Origin of the sequence: Spartinivicinus poritis (genome assembly GCF_028858535.1) — a bacterium.
Taxonomy (GTDB): domain Bacteria; phylum Pseudomonadota; class Gammaproteobacteria; order Pseudomonadales; family Zooshikellaceae; genus Spartinivicinus; species Spartinivicinus poritis.
Genome location: NZ_JAPMOU010000001.1, coordinates 1 through 15,200 on the forward strand (window position 1 = coordinate 1; position 15,200 = coordinate 15,200).

General features: G+C 39.8%; 16 protein-coding genes and 1 pseudogene. 4 read left to right on the top strand and 13 right to left on the bottom strand.

The annotated features are described in order from the left end of the window. Window positions 1-416 (bottom strand): annotated as a pseudogene (locus ORQ98_RS00005) (hypothetical protein); the annotation flags it as partial. Window positions 417-526: 110 nt separating this feature from the next. On the opposite strand from ORQ98_RS00005, the gene ORQ98_RS00010 reads away from it, so the two are divergent. Beyond that, complete coding sequence (locus ORQ98_RS00010) at window positions 527-1,210, top strand: TIGR01621 family pseudouridine synthase (RefSeq protein WP_274686710.1); 684 nt, start codon at window positions 527-529, stop codon at window positions 1,208-1,210. A gap of 7 nt (window positions 1,211-1,217) precedes the next feature. Here ORQ98_RS00010 and ORQ98_RS00015 read toward each other — a convergent pair whose 3' ends face one another. After that, window positions 1,218-1,751 carry a hypothetical protein gene (locus tag ORQ98_RS00015; protein WP_274686711.1) on the bottom strand — a complete coding sequence of 178 codons (534 nt, stop codon included), beginning with the start codon at window positions 1,749-1,751 and terminating at the stop codon, window positions 1,218-1,220. A 263-nt stretch (window positions 1,752-2,014) separates the two neighbouring features. On the opposite strand from ORQ98_RS00015, the gene ORQ98_RS00020 reads away from it, so the two are divergent. Beyond that, window positions 2,015-2,554, top strand: a complete 540-nt coding sequence (locus ORQ98_RS00020; RefSeq protein WP_274686712.1) for an HAD family hydrolase — start codon at window positions 2,015-2,017, stop codon at window positions 2,552-2,554. Here the strand turns inward: ORQ98_RS00020 and ORQ98_RS00025 are convergent. The 4 genes from ORQ98_RS00025 to ORQ98_RS00040 all read right to left on the bottom strand — a co-directional run bounded on the left by ORQ98_RS00025 (window position 2,551) and on the right by ORQ98_RS00040 (window position 6,720). Next, window positions 2,551-3,279: a 4'-phosphopantetheinyl transferase family protein gene (locus tag ORQ98_RS00025; protein WP_274686713.1), complete on the bottom strand. Its 729-nt coding sequence runs from the start codon at window positions 3,277-3,279 to the stop codon at window positions 2,551-2,553. The two genes, ORQ98_RS00020 and ORQ98_RS00025, sit on opposite strands and share 4 nt — an antisense overlap. Window positions 3,280-3,434: 155 nt before the next feature. After that, complete coding sequence (locus tag ORQ98_RS00030; protein ID WP_274686714.1) at window positions 3,435-4,469, bottom strand: M14 family metallopeptidase; 1,035 nt, start codon at window positions 4,467-4,469, stop codon at window positions 3,435-3,437. Beyond that, window positions 4,466-5,953, bottom strand: coding sequence for a glutamate-cysteine ligase family protein (locus ORQ98_RS00035; protein ID WP_274686715.1), 1,488 nt, complete (start codon window positions 5,951-5,953; stop codon window positions 4,466-4,468). The genes ORQ98_RS00030 and ORQ98_RS00035 overlap by 4 nt, the downstream gene beginning before the upstream one ends. Before the next feature lie 149 nt (window positions 5,954-6,102). Continuing rightward, complete coding sequence (locus tag ORQ98_RS00040) at window positions 6,103-6,720, bottom strand: MarC family protein (protein WP_274686716.1); 618 nt, start codon at window positions 6,718-6,720, stop codon at window positions 6,103-6,105. Window positions 6,721-7,022: 302 nt separating this feature from the next. Between ORQ98_RS00040 and ORQ98_RS00045 the strand changes: the two genes are divergently transcribed. Then, window positions 7,023-7,466 (top strand): excinuclease ATPase subunit, encoded by a 444-nt coding sequence (locus ORQ98_RS00045; protein WP_274686717.1) that lies wholly within the window; start codon window positions 7,023-7,025, stop codon window positions 7,464-7,466. A 110-nt stretch (window positions 7,467-7,576) separates the two neighbouring features. Here the strand turns inward: ORQ98_RS00045 and ORQ98_RS00050 are convergent, their stop codons facing one another. Next, on the bottom strand, window positions 7,577-7,966 hold the full coding sequence (locus ORQ98_RS00050) for a hypothetical protein (RefSeq protein WP_274686718.1): 390 nt from the start codon (window positions 7,964-7,966) through the stop codon (window positions 7,577-7,579). Window positions 7,967-8,164: 198 nt separating this feature from the next. Next, the gene (locus ORQ98_RS00055; protein WP_274686719.1) at window positions 8,165-9,049 is read right to left on the bottom strand and encodes a LysR family transcriptional regulator; all 885 of its coding nucleotides are present in this window, start codon (window positions 9,047-9,049) and stop codon (window positions 8,165-8,167) included. Window positions 9,050-9,188: 139 nt separating this feature from the next. Here ORQ98_RS00055 and ORQ98_RS00060 point away from each other — a divergent pair, with 139 nt between their 5' ends. Continuing rightward, window positions 9,189-10,391, top strand: a complete 1,203-nt coding sequence (locus tag ORQ98_RS00060) for an MFS transporter (protein ID WP_274686720.1) — start codon at window positions 9,189-9,191, stop codon at window positions 10,389-10,391. A gap of 133 nt (window positions 10,392-10,524) precedes the next feature. Here the strand turns inward: ORQ98_RS00060 and ORQ98_RS00065 are convergent, their stop codons facing one another. From ORQ98_RS00065 to ORQ98_RS00085, 5 genes are all read right to left on the bottom strand, one after another. Then, window positions 10,525-11,265, bottom strand: a complete 741-nt coding sequence (locus tag ORQ98_RS00065) for a substrate-binding periplasmic protein (RefSeq protein WP_274686721.1) — start codon at window positions 11,263-11,265, stop codon at window positions 10,525-10,527. Between the two features lie 251 nt (window positions 11,266-11,516). Next, window positions 11,517-12,749, bottom strand: a complete 1,233-nt coding sequence (locus ORQ98_RS00070) for a beta-ketoacyl-ACP synthase (RefSeq protein WP_274686722.1) — start codon at window positions 12,747-12,749, stop codon at window positions 11,517-11,519. Next, entirely contained in the window at window positions 12,743-13,477 is a 735-nt protein-coding gene (gene fabG / locus ORQ98_RS00075) for a 3-oxoacyl-ACP reductase FabG (RefSeq protein ID WP_274686723.1), read from the bottom strand. Before fabG ends, ORQ98_RS00070 begins: the two co-directional genes overlap by 7 nt. Next, the gene (locus tag ORQ98_RS00080; protein ID WP_274686724.1) at window positions 13,474-13,932 is read right to left on the bottom strand and encodes a hotdog family protein; all 459 of its coding nucleotides are present in this window, start codon (window positions 13,930-13,932) and stop codon (window positions 13,474-13,476) included. Before ORQ98_RS00080 ends, fabG begins: the two co-directional genes overlap by 4 nt. 1 nt (window position 13,933) lies before the next feature. Further along, entirely contained in the window at window positions 13,934-15,175 is a 1,242-nt protein-coding gene (locus ORQ98_RS00085) for a beta-ketoacyl-[acyl-carrier-protein] synthase family protein (protein WP_274686725.1), read from the bottom strand. Window positions 15,176-15,200: the final 25 nt, after the last annotated feature.

Below are 15,200 nucleotides of genomic sequence, written 5' to 3' on the forward strand. Positions count from 1 at the left end.
TCAATTGTTTGACGCACATCATAAGCAAAAGCTGTATTCAATTTAAGGTCAATCAATGCGAGGAGTGAAGCTTCCAAGCCTTGTTGGGCTTGACTAACAGAGCCATTATAAAACCAGCCTAAGCCTTCAGTCTTCTTTCCTGACTTGTTCATAAAACTGGCATCGATAGCCGCGATACGACTATTTTTAGGAAGAGCAAGAGTTAATGTGCCCCTATTGAACTGGGCAAAATCAAACTGGCGCCTATACCAGCGGCTAAAACGTTTTTCACTCATTTGGCTATAACGGCTCATGTTTCTAAAGGTCGCTTTGCCTTGAAAGACCACCAGCGTCGTCAATAAAGCAACAATAAATGTCTGTTGAGGTTTATTAACATTGGACATTGAGCGTAAAACCGTTTCTACTATGCTTTCCAAAGATAGATTCCTGTGACAATTCGATTTCGACAACCGCATTCTCACAGTTTCTATTTTTGGTTCAATCCTACCAATTTAAGACCAAAAACTGTCTACAGTATTGATTGGTTATGATAGATGTAATTTTCAATCACTCAGATTTTGTTGTTATTAACAAGCCTGCTGGAGTGAGTGTACATAAAGATGATCAAGCAATAAGTTTTATTAACAAGTTACAACAACGATTAAATGAGCCGCAATTATATTTAGTCCATCGGCTTGATAAAATCACCTCAGGTTTATTGATTCTAGCCAAAAATACCACTGCTAATCGCGAGCTATCATCAGCCTTTCAACAACGCAAAGTGGAGAAGTATTATATTGCGTTAGCTGATAAACGTCCTAGTAAAAAACAAGGATTGGTTAAAGGCGATATGACCAAGTCAAGACGTGGCTCTTGGAAACTGCTTCGTTCAACAGAAAACCCTGCTATCAGCCAGTTTTTTAGCTTTGGCTGCGACAAGGGGTTACGCTTATTTTTGATCAAACCTTATACAGGAAAAACCCACCAAATTCGTGTAGCGCTAAAAAGCCTTGGCTCTCCTATTATTGGCGACAGCCTGTATTACCCAAATCCTGAAGAAAATATTGACCGCGGCTATTTACATGCCTTCGCCTTACAGTTTCACTACCATAATCAACTTGTTCAACTGCATTGTATGCCCAACACTGGTCGCCTATTTACCCTGGAGGCTATACAGCAACAGTTAGCCAGTTTGTCTCAACCCTGGTTGTTGAATTGGCCGAAAATTTAAGAGTATTTTATGCCACTTGATAACGACCATTATAAAACTGATCTGATGCTATTAGAGAAAAAGCATCTTTGGCATCCCATAAAAAACTTTTTTTATCTTGCCACTCTACTGCTCGGTGAAACACTAAGTGACAAAGATCTGCTGTAGTGTAGCTTGCTTTGATAATATTAAGATGCTTTACTGCCGACCGCATTGCAATAAAAAACGCATTCCAGCTTTTAGCTGAAATAATTTGTTGGAATCGAGACTCATCAAATTCCATTCCTGAGATAAGCGGTCTACCTAGACAGTTAAAAAAGCTACCATGCCCTTTAGAAGGCGCCGCCCTTGCCAACAAGCATAATAATACCTGTAGTCCCATGTGTTGTTTTTCTGGCCAGCGTATTTTTTGGGCGACTTTTGTATAAATTAACCACTCTTCGTTAAATTCAGCTAAGTCATGAATATACAACAAGTTTCGCTTTTCATTAAATGCCAACTTGCGGCGCCAATTTAACACATAATATAAAGAAGGTAGATGCATGCTCTTAAAGGTTAACATCCTGTCTCCCCCTTACTTCCACAATGAATGATTGAATATATAGTGTAGTAGTCAGCAAGCAGAAGTTTTTTAATTATCCACCAACAGAAGGTTTATTATTATTATTCATAATCAGCATGAAATATGCCTACTACGACATCATTATTTAGTATAAACCAGCTCTTCATACGAACTTTTTCTTCTAATAACTAAGTCATTTATTGACTGTTATTGCTTATACTTACTAACAAGGGCAACTCTGTAAGCTGTCGAGGTGCAAAATTATGTCTGACAAGCTGCTTATTCTTGATCTTGATGAGACGCTAATTCATGCTGAGCTGATTCCTCTGGAATTACCCCATGCCTTTGTCGCATGTCCTTACTTTATATACACTCGTCCTTATCTTGATGAATTTCTAGCGTTTTGCCAGCAACACTTCAAGCTTGCAGTGTGGACTACAGGTAACCAGCTTTATGCAGATACTATAGTTGCTCACCTGTTTGGCTCAGCAGATCAGTTAGAGTTTGTCTGGGCCAGAGACCGCTGTATTAGCCACTACCATTCTGAGCTTGATTGCAATTACTACATTAAAGATCTGAAAAAAGTTAAACGGCATGGCTACGACCTAGAAGATGTATTAGTGATTGATGACTCGCCAGAAAAACTGGAAAGACAGTATAGCAACCTGATCCCTGTTGCCCCTTACTATGGTGAACCAACAGATAAAGAACTTAAACTGCTAATGAGTTACTTAGCTTCAATAGAAGAAGCCGACAATATTCGTTCAATAGATAAACGGGGCTGGCACCAACAAGTGGCCTAGTCACAGTCACGCTTGATGTGCCATACTGGATCAGCACAATCCAGTATGGCACATGCACACCAAGTGTCATGAAGAAAAAGACTATAAAGATCAATATGCTCATGTGGGAAATTGGCAGGGGGAATAAAACAGAGTTCCTCTGTATTAGTTAAACCAAACCCCAGACTACTCATCGGCCACTGACTATTTATCCCTACCCCCATCGCTTTTAGTACCGCTTCTTTATGCGCCCATAACTTGATGAAATGACTGAATTGCAGCGCTTCCGGCAGCTGAGCTAAATCCCTTTGTTCTTGATCAGTACACACCCGCTTGGCCAATTTAGGCCAAGGCCTGGGTCGGTTAAGTGACTCAATATCAATACCAACTGGATTCTGCAAGGAAACCAGCAAAGCTAAACAATCACTGCTGTGGGAAAGATTAAAAGACAGTTGAGGATCTTCCGGCAAGCCACTCGCACACCAATCAATAACTGGTTTACCATATTTTCCTACAGCAAACTGCCACTGGTTAGGCTTTAGTGGTACATAATAACTAAGCGTTTTTTTTAAAAATACCCGAGCAGCTAAAAACTGTTGCTGTTTTACAACTGAGCGATAACGGGTTAATCGTGCTGACTCTTCATTATTTAACCACTCACCAGGAACTACATGCGCTGTTTGTACTGACTGGCAAATCCAAATATCTACTCGACTTCGGTCAACTGTGTTAGCTGCTTTATTCAAAACGGCCTCATCTAAACTATACTCTTCGCGAATGATTTTTATACCCCTAGGGCTTCATCTCTCGGTGGTCTCGCCTAAATAACCCTTCGCTTTGAGCATACAACACTGTAAAAAGCTAAAATTATACGCTTTGCTAGCCACTGTTATCATTACACTTAACCTTGGCAAGTAACCGCATAAAATAAGCAGTCACTTTTGGCTATGATTGGATTAGTCGTTATCATAAAGGCTTTCACTGGCTGTTTGGGAAATAGTTGATTACCCTCCACTCGCAACAGCTCTTGAGAAATATCTTTACCCTCATGAGAAACTACTTGAAAGCAGTCTATTCCCCTCTCCCCTAACCAACCTAATTGAATATCAGTATCAACAACGCCAAAATTTAAATGCTCAATATTCAGTGGTAAGGTAATATCCACACCCTCAACAGGCGCTATGTTATAAGCAATCGTTACATCTGGCTTCAACTCTACTCGAACAGGGTTGTAGAGTATTTCTAATTCTCGATCTGTAGCAGGATATTGAAATACATCATCAAGCAACAAAAAACGATCAACAGACTCTATGGCCAATAAGTGTGCTTGTTCGTCTTGTGTTCCCCCACACTCAACCGTAATCGTCGGCACATCTTGTTCAGATAGCTCCATTAGTGAACCCAAGCGTAGATTAGTGACAATCAACCGGTCAACAAAATGAGAAACTAGTGCCTGATGAGCTAAGTCATTACAAATACTCACTGCAAAAGCAGGCCCAGAGCCTGATGTATTATGAATATCAATTAAGCACTCTGGCTGCTCTTCCTTTAAAAAGTCTAGAAATGATTTTGCCACGAGCCCAGGATAGTCCTCAAAAGGCTCCTTAAAACAACGGTTCAAATCCCTCTCACTTGGTAAATGACGATAGAAAAATCTTGGATGCTCCAGTGCTGCCGCTACAGCCCCAATAAAAAATACAGTGTTTACAGCTGGCTGTTTCCCCGACTTGAGCCAGTTAAACACTGCATGTAAACCTGAAGGCTCATTACCATGCAGTAGTGTGGATATAACTCTAGTACGGCTAGCATCCAATCCTGCTAATTGAATAATAGTTGGCTGCTTTAAACGTGAAAGAAACTCATCAATGGAATGACCAATATCGTCAGGGCCAGGCTGAATCCATACATTTATTAATGATGACATGCTTTTATTCATGGTGAAATACTCCATTCACAAACTGGCTTGCCACTCCGATAGCCTTGAATATAGCGAGTTAACATTTCCGCAAATGCTTCTTCTCTGTTGTTGGACTTTAATAAATGATTAGTCACTAATCGTTGCCATTTTGCACCACAAATGCGTTGTTCAATACGCCCTTGAATAACATTCATCAACCGCTTTATTTCAGTATGACATAGTTCAGTTGTCTCCAGTGCATGAAACGCTTTTGGTAGCAAGTGCTTGGCTATATGCAATACTGACTCTTCATGCAGATGAACCTGTGTTTTTGCAGGCCAAACCAAACGCGCATCCATGCCATATTTTGCTGCTCGATAAAAATTATGTTCAGCATAATTAAATGGTAAGACAGAAGTTAAATGTTTAATATCAGGTAAAACAGCCATAGCACAGCCTATGGCAAACAGTGCATTTGCACTCATATCTATTAACGTTGGTCCAGCTGGCAAAGAGCGCATTTCGATACGCAAATGCCCACCATCAACATCATCATATATTGCTCGATTCCACTGCCACGTTGTACCTTGATGAAGTCGTAACTCTTCTAATTTAGGTGTTTTCCCGGCAGCAAAACACGCATGAGGATTTTCATCACCTATCACTGGGATAATTGGTGGGAATAATGCTGCTGATGCAGCAAATAATTCCCAAGCACTTTCTCTTACCCAACCATTACCAAAAAACACTCGCGGCGGATGACGCCAACTTTGTTCATGGGATGAACGACTATCGATAGACTGCTTAAACAAAGCAATACGCGTTTCAGCCCACAAATGATGGCCAAATAAACTAGGTGAGTTCGAAGATAAAGCTAAAACAACAGGTGTTACTAACTGAACCGCATTAAAATAATCTGCATATTGACTTGTAGGTACCCGCCAGTGGATCTGAAAAGAAGTACTTGCTCCTTCTAACGTCACATCATTGGTCTCTAGTTCAAGAGGTTCCTTGCCATCAATTGCAATCTTAAAAGGACCACCACGCATTTTACACAAAGCATGGGAAAGTGCCCGATACCTTGGAATATCGGTCATTGTTTGATCATCAAAATCTTTTTTAGTTAATGTTGGCAGAATACCTATTGGTATAACTTGCCCCCTATGCAGTGTTGCCGCTTCGTCAATTTTCTTTATTGCAGTATTCAGCTCCTGTTCAATCGCCATAAAAGGAGCACCACAATAAGGCTGCGGGCTTAGGTTATACTCTAAATTAAAACGGTTAAGCTCTACCGTTAATTGCGGGTCTTGAAGTAAAGCATTAATTTCCATATTAATAGGCAAGAGCTTGTGTTGGTGATCAACAATATAAAACTCTACTTCTGCCCCCAATGATGCTTGACCTACCCCAAAATCAGGATCTGCTAGTAGCTTTTTAAGCACATCTAAGTCATCACGAACCTTTTGTTCAAAAAGCACAAAGTCTTGATTTGAAAAGGTGTCTGTTTCAATTGAAAGCCCCATCGTTATCCCTAACTTATAATTATGTTAAAATTATTGTAACAATTATAACACCACAATAAATTTCCCTCATAATGAGTATATACCTATTAAACTAGTACTCTTATACTCTTCACAAATGATTTTTAGATTTTGTTACCAACTGTCACTCACTATCCAAAAGCTTTTATTGCTCCAAAAGCTCCTATAATTAGCATTTGAGTACCTATTACAGACAAAATTAATCCCATTAGTCGTGTAACAATACTTAGACCACTTTCACCAATAAAATCGACTATTTTTTGACCAAAAATAAAGCTCAAAAAAGTAACCATGCAAAGTATGCCAAATGTTACAACCGTAATGATGATTTCTATTAGTTGTCCTGTTGCTGAATAATTCATAGCTGTTGCAATGGTACCAGGGCCAGCTAAGATTGGTACAGCTAAGGGGGAAACTGATATATCACTATCATGTGTTTCTTGGGGTTTATGCATACTAGAGCTTTTTCCATGCAGCATTTGGTAGCCCACGATAAAAACTAGCACCCCTCCTGCAATTCTCAGTGCTGGCAGTGAAATACCAAATAGATGAAAAATAGTTTTACCCAAAATAGCAAAGACGAGAATAATAAAAAATGAAATAATAAGCGCTCTTGTAGCAATTGTGATCTGAAATGACCTGTCTTCTTTACCAGTTAAACTTACAAAAACAGCTGTGTTTGCAATAGGGTTCATAATGGCTAAAAAAGCTAAAAATACGCTTAGAGAGTGTTGAAATAATTCAAACATTGTATTCCCTTCATGAAGTTACATATTAGGATGACTATCTTATTAGATTGCCTTTATAGGAACAATGCTGCTTTAAATAATTTGTATCAAAAAATAAATCCCGTTAACTAATATCACCCTCATTAACCAATCCACCAAACTTGGTCCACTCAGCAAAGAAACACAAGCTCAATTAAAGTGGTATAACTGAGAGGTAGTTTTTGTACCTCAAATTTGTACCTTGAAGTTCATCTCGATTTTTGTGACAGTAGAATCTTTGGCTTACCTCTATATTGGAATTTATTAATATAGGATATAACCCTATGAAACTAAAAGCACTTTGCACCCTGCTTGCTTTTTCTGCTCTTTCTATCACCTCTGTTGAAGCACGTGATACAAGGGTAATGCATTCAATTCAAGAAGCATTAAGTAAGCCTGCTGCCAAAGAAAAATTACTACCTAACGTACCATTATACTTTGGTAATCAGCCTACCCCTAGAGTACTGAAAACTCTTGGGGAGTATATGTCGAATAAAAAAACCAATGCGTTTAATAAATCAGATAAAGAAGCCTGTCAGTGGGTGATTTTGTCAGCATTAATTTCTCTGCAACAACGAGCTTTACAAGAAGGTGGTAATGCGGTTGTTAATATCAAGTCTTATTATAAGAAAAATGAAATCTCCAGCACGACTGAATTTGAGTGTGGCGCAGGCGCACTCATCGCAGGCGTTACTTTAAAAGGAACCGTGGTAAAACTTGCCAGATAAGAAAAATAAGCTGTCCACTCAGCTATGAGTGGACCTTTAATTCCTAGTAATCTATTAATACCCAGTAACCTATCCACTCATAATTGTTACACTACCAATAAAAATATACATTAACTCTCCATCTTCAACTGCTGCGTAATCGTCGTATATAAATTATTTATCCGCCGATTATAATTTCGGTGAATTTTTCCATCAGAATACAGCAAATTTTGACTATCAACATAGGTTATATTGAGGTAGCGTTGATCATAGCTAATTTTGACTGTGGCTTCATGAGTCCCTCTAACCAGTATACTGGCTAAAACACTGCCATCGTCCTGTACCCGTGGCACCCAGCCTTTTAATTGACATGCTTTCATCACAGCCGCTTTTACCTCTCTCAATTCGTAAGCCTGACCATCTAACCGAGAAGGAAGTAACTGTTGTTCAATATTATGAATGGCTGTTGTTCGACAAGCACTTAAACTAAGCACCATTAACAAGAGGAGTATTTTTTTCATAGTTTTCTTTATGTTGCCCGCTTGATTGAAAGTTGGTATTAACTATCCCTAATTACTACTCTTTTACTTACTTAAAAAGTAGATGAAATAGCCTTAGGCAACAAACTTGTCTGAATAGATATACCTATCATGGATCATTTTTAGATGTAAAAATAAAGGGGTATAAAAATTATTCGTGAAGAGTATAGTTAGGAGCAGTTACGACTCTTCACGTAAGTGCTTTGTCTTTTCTACCATAAAGTCAATAAACGCCCTAAACTTTGGCAGCATCGCATTCTTCTTATCGTAAAATAAATACCCCTCCATTTTTTTAGTAAAAACATCCTCAAATAAAGCAATCAATCGCCCGGACTTTAAATAAGGTCTACATATTAACTCCGGACAGTCAATGATTCCCAGCCCTTGTAAACCAGCAGAAATAACAGCATCCACGGAGTTAAAGGTTATTTTTGCAGGAGGAATTATCGTTTCAATATCAGCAAAAAACTTTAGTGTCTGTTGTGGCGAGCGGGTTTTATGATAGATAAACTCGTGATGCTTTAAGTCACCTAAAGACTCAGGTGTTCCAAACTTTTTCAGGTAAGTGGGGGATGCTGAAAACAAGGCAGAAACTGATAGTAATCGCCGACAATATAAGTCACCAGGCAATTCTTTATAACGGTTGCTAAACCCGACTAATATATCCACTTCTTGGCGACTGAAATCTGGAATACGATCAGATATTTCTACATCAAGCTGTATCTTAGGATAGCGCTGATAAAACTCTGATAAGTGCTCAATTAAATAACGATGCCCAGTATAAATAGACGATACAACTCGCAGCTTACCTTCAGGCTCTTGATGGACTCGATCAGCAAATGACTCCGTAACGGCCAATAAAGCTTGCAGCTCTTTGCAGTGTTCATAGAACCGAGCCCCTTGCTCAGTCAATTTTAGTGTACGAGTAGATCGTTGCAGTAGTGAAAAGCCAAGCTCTTGTTCAAGCTTCTTCATCTGGATACTGACAGCGGCTGCGGATAGATCAAGCTTCCCAGCCGCACGACTGAAGCTTTGTTTTTCAACCACTTCGATAAAAGTCATCATGTATGGGATTGCAGTAACCACCGACTTGCCTTCTCAACTATTAAAAAATATTTAACAATGACTTAAAAATAAACACATTTATTAAATTTAGTCAATCAATATACTTTAGCTTTTCCCCTTACAAAAGTTAGTTGAAGTCATGAGCACTGCCGTACAGAGCGAAAAGCTATATTCCCCTCCCATCTATTTACTTATGTTACTCATGAGCTTTGCCTCTTTGGTAGCCATTGTTATTACCCCAGCATTACCAGAGATCAGTGAAGCCTTTCAAATTAAGCCAACTCAATCCACCTGGCTGGTAACAGCATTTTTACTGGGATATGCCATAGGGCAATTACCTTATGGAGTTTTGGCTAATCGGTATGGGCGTAAAAAGGCCGCACTAACAGGCTTAGTCATTGCGTTGATAGGCAGCTTAATTCAATTTATAGCCATTATGGAAAGCAGCTTTGCAGGGCTGGTAATTGCCCGGATAATCATTGCTTTTGGTGGTGCATGTGGGCCCGTTGTATCCCTGACCGTGTTATCAGACTGTTATGATGAGCAAAATGCCAGAAAAAAACTGTCTACCCTATTTCTTATTTTTGCTCTTATGCCTTGTGTTGCTATCGCTATTGGCGGCTTTTTAACGACACATTACGGTTGGCAAAGCACTATGCAAATTGCGAGTGTTTATATTGTTTTTATTGTAGTTGCTACTTACAGCCAGTTGAATGAAACACTGCCTGAAAGCCAGTATAAGCCAATTCAAATATCAAGCAACATAAAAGGGATAGTAAACGCATTTAAAAGCCCTAACTATTTAGCTTTTACTTTATTAGCAACTGCGGGCACTGCAACTGTCTATATTTTTAATAGCCTTTCTCCCTTTTTATCTATTACTGTTATTAAAATGAGTCCGCAACATTTTGGACTACTCAGCATTATTACATCAGTAGGGCTACTCATCGGTTCTTATTTATCCGGCAAAGCCAGCCTTAAATATTGTGGTAGAAAAATTCTGATGCTTGGTATCATGATTCTACTTAGCAGCAGTATCATTTTATTTACTCTGTTTAAAGCAACTTTTATAAATACCTTCAGTTTATTTGTACCAGCATTTTTCTTATTTATAGGCGTAGCGCTAATCCTGCCTAATGCTACAACCCTTGCAATGACTTGTGTTGAGGATAAGGCCAATGGCGCAGGGTTGATGAATACAAATAATTTACTACTGACAGGCATCGGTGTTTCATTGAGCGGCCACTTTGCAAAAAGCAGCCTACTAACGCTGCCTATCGCGGTGTTAACCATTTCTGTTGTATGCATAGCTATTCTTATATTGATAACAAAAAGTAAATAACCCACCATCTTAAAGAGGCTGTCGCAAAACTTTGCAGATATGGAGTAACAAGATGTCCTGTAGCTAGGGCATGAGAGCCTTTGCTATGTAATAAATATTTGGCTTAACCTGTTTTCATAGAAAGTAGTTAGCTTTAACTACTAAGATGATATTTTTTTAGTATTTTATTCCACTCATTATTTTCTTTAATATTCTTTGTTACATCTAAAATAAATTGGTGTAACTTCTTAAGCTGTGGATTGGTAAATATACAATGCCCAAAGGTGTAGGGTGGTTTTTTAGATAAATAGATGTTAGGCACATTCATCTCTTTTAATAAGTACTTAGTTGATGCCATAGACATTATACCGATATCAGCTCTATTGGAGTTAACCATTTTAATTGCTGCCGGCCAGTTTGGCGCTTCGGCAATAACATTTATATCATAATATTTATAATCTTTATCTGAAAAAAAACGATGCCCAAGAATACCAATAATAGATACCCCCCTAAAAGACTCCATACTCTCAAACTCAAATGGCTTACTTTTATGCGATATAATAGCGTTTTCATCTGGTATAATGGGATCTGACCATAGGTATTTTATTTTTTCACCATCTCCAAACCATAATGGATACGCAAAAATGACAATTTCATAGTTTCCTGTCATTAAGTGTTTATCCAAACGTTTTCTTGGAATATACCTTACTGAAAAGTGGTATTTGCCATGAGATAGTTTGCTTAATAGCGATGCAAAATCGTAGATTAGCCCTGTTTGCTGTTTAGTATCAATAACAAATGGCTGAAAATCATAGTAAGTATAAGCCGTTACTTTTTCCTTAGCATATAGGAAATGACTAAGAAAAAGAGTAAACCAGAGCATTACTATTTTCATCTACATCTTAAGACCTGCTAACACTAACTATGAATAATATAGAAGTACTGACATCACATAGCAACAATCTAAAATAGGATATAAACTAGCCCCTTTGCAAGAATCAGCTTTAGTAACCTTAAAAAAGCATTTGGCTTTCAATCAGACAAACCTTTCTGAGGTAAGCTTCCTCCAACTACTGTTACCTCAGAGTATCCTTCGTTTTCAACAACCTGCTCTTAGTAAAAATAACTAACTAGCGCTAAAAAGGTTTAATCCCAGCGCTTAAAAATTAACGAGGTATTTACTCCACCAAAAGCAAAATTATTGCTGGTGATATATTCACAGTTCAACTCGCGGCCTTCACCCATAATATAATCAAGCTCACCACACTGGTCGTCTACTTCGGTTAGATTAATGGTAGGGGCAAACCAGTTATTATTCATCATTTCAATGGATAACCAGGCTTCAATTGCTCCACAGGCCCCGAGAGTATGCCCCAAATAGCTTTTTTGAGAACTGATTGGCATGATATTGCCGTATACTTGCTCAGTTGCTTGGGTTTCTGCAATATCGCCACGATCAGTGGCAGTACCATGAGCACTGACATAACCAATGGCTTCGGGTGCTAACTCAGCATCTTTTAGCGCCAGCTCCATTGCAATAGCCATGGTTTCAGCATTCGGCTGGGTAACATGGGCACCATCAGTATTGGAGCCAAACCCGACAATTTCAGCATAGATAGGCGCCCCTCTAGCAATTGCATGTTCTAATTCTTCAAGAATTAGCGTGCCAGCTCCTTCACCAATGACCAATCCATCACGGGCTTTGTCGAACGGACGTGGGGTTAATTCCGGGGTATCATTTTTAGTGCTGGTAGCAAATAGTGTATCAAATACCATAGCTTCCGTTGGGCAAAGCTCTTCTGCTCCACCCGCTACCATCATATCTTGCATACCGTATTTAATGGCTTCATAGGCAAAACCGATAGCCTGGCTACCTGAGGTACATGCACTACTGGTAGGAATAAGCCGTCCGGTTAATCCAAAAAATAAACCAATATTAACTGCTGCCGTATGACTCATCATTTGGATATAGCTGGTAGCCGTTACCCCTTTACAACTACCTTCCGTAATCATTGAACCAAACGCACCCAATGGTTCAGTGCTCCCAACCGAAGAGCCGTAAGCAACGCCCATGGAACCTAGGCGAATTCTAGGATCATCTAATAAACCGGCATTTTCTAACGCCAACTCTGTGGCACGAGTAGCCATTAAACTCACTCGCCCCATACTGCGAATTTTTTTGCGCGAATAATGGGAAGGGGCAGAAAAGTCAGGTACTGGCCCCGCCAGTCGGGTATGCATACCTTCAAACCGCTCCCAGTCTTCCATTCGGGTAATGCTGCTTTGCTTGGCTTTTAAATTAGCCTGCACCTGCTCCCAGCTCTGGCCAATTCCGGTAATACAGGACATGCCTGTCACTACCACACGACGCATTAGCATAACCCTCCATTAACAGAAATCACTTGTCGGGTAATATAGGCCGCATCTTCTGACATTAAATAATTCACCAATGACGCCACCTCTTCAGGTTTACCCACCCGGCGAGCAGGAATTTGCTTAACAATTTCAGTAACAGGCAAATCATCTGTCATATCAGTATCAATTAAACCAGGCGCTACACAATTAACCGTAATTTTTCGCTTAGCTAATTCAATAGCCAATGCTTTAGTGGCACCTATAATACCCGCTTTTGCTGCACTATAATTCACCTGCCCTCGATTACCAATTAATCCTGAAACTGAAGCCATGGTGACAATGCGTCCAGGCTTTCTGTTCTGAACCATCGGCATGGTTAAGGGTTTCAGTACATTATAAAAGCCATCAAGATTGGTATGGATAACCTGATCCCAATCACTGTCTGTCATGGCAGGAAAGGCATTATCTGCCGTTAAACCGGCGTTACACACCACGCCATAATAAACCCCATGCAGGCTAATATCTTCGGTTAATACCGCTTCACACTGATCCCGGTCGCTAATATCAAACTGAAGCAATGTTGCACTTAGTCCAGCTTCAGTTAATTGGCTGACGACAGATTCTGCCTGTTGCTGCCCCTGACGATAATGCACCACAACTTGATAGCCTGACTCAGCCAAACGCAGCGCAATTGCTTTACCAATACCACGGCTGGAGCCAGTAATTAAAATTCGTTTATTGCTATTATTCATAATTGTTTAAAAAATTCTGCAGAGTCATTTGGCTGAAATACATTTATACTGGCTTCAGCAACTAATTCCGGGTGATAAATAGCACAATCAAAAACGCTTAACCCTTCATCTTCATATTTTTTGCTTGCTCTCACCTGATAAGTATGACTCATTAATAATGCATCAGCCAAACACGTATAGCGTCGTGTACCTAATAGAAACCCTATTTTTACTGGCTCATTAGCTAGTTTATGCTGAATACCTGCAAATAAACCGATCGTTTGAGCCATATATTCTAAACCAAACCAAATAGGTATTAGCTGTTGCTGATGGTTTAAAAAATAAGATTGTTTATTAACAGTAAAGCTTGCTGCAACAAAATCAGCACCATAATCTTCCACCCGACCCAATAAAATCATGGGATGATCATGGGGTAATAACTCCTCTGGCTGCCAATTGGGTTGTGCATTACTCATACTATTTATCTACCACATTATCTATCACGCCATCTACCGCCTTGCCAATCACCACACTGATATTATTACCGCCAAATGCAAAAGAATTACTCATTAAATTGCAACTGTCCTTAGCAGCTGTAGAGACTGTTTGGGAAAACTGTTGCCCTAGCTTAACTAACGCTAAAGCAGGCAAATCGTTATCATAACAGTTATCCCACACTTGTGGTGGTAGCTGATGCCATTGATTGTGATCAGTTAATAATAACCAACAAAAACCTATTTCCAAAGCACCAGCTACACCTAAGCCATGACCAGTCAGTGGTTTTGTTGAGCTACAAGGGGTTTGACTGCCACATACCCGATTAACGGCTTGCGCTTCCATCGCATCATTTTGCTTAGTGGCTGTACCATGTAAATTAATATAAGCAATGGCCTCAGAAGATAACTCTGCATCCACTAGTGCCTGTTGCATTGCCTGCTCAGCACCCTGACCTGTTGGGTGTGGAGCAGACATATGATAAGCATCGGAGGACTCACCAATACCCAATAGTTGTATTCCACCGGGTTCCCGAGTAACCACAAACAAGGCAGCTCCTTCACCAATATTAATGCCATTGCGGTTAGCACTAAATGGATTACAAATGCTATCAGATACGGATTCCAGTGAGTCAAACCCATTTAAGGTTAATCGACACAAGGTATCGACCCCGCCCGCAATAACAACATCACAGATATCTGCTTGTAATAGCTGACGAGCCGATGCCAAGGCTTTGGCACTGGATGAACAAGCAGTGGAAATAGTGTAAGCCACGCCCTCCAAGCCTAAATAATTGGCTAAAAACTCCGTACTGCCACCAATTTCCTGCTGCAGGTAATGATAACTTTCCGGAAACTGCTGATGCTCCAACTTATGACGTGCAGCCAGCTCTCCCTCATCAATTCCAGAGGTGCTGGTTCCCAGTACCAAACCAATCCGCTCTTTGCCATATTGTTTGATGTATGTTTCTACTTGATCAGCAATTTGTTGGTAAGCAGCCAATAACAACTGGTTATTCCGGCATTGATAACGCTGCCACTCTTTACCCAGCTCAGGTAAAGTATCTTGAACCACACCAACAATAACAGGCTTTTCGGGAATAAAATCATTCCGAGACTGCATTCCTTGTTGTGAGCCTGTAACTAACCCCTGTAAAATGGTTTGCGGGTCACTGCCTAGCGGACAAACCATCCCAAGCGCTGAAAGTTGAACGGGTATTTTCATAACGACCTATTTAAATGACTTCCTT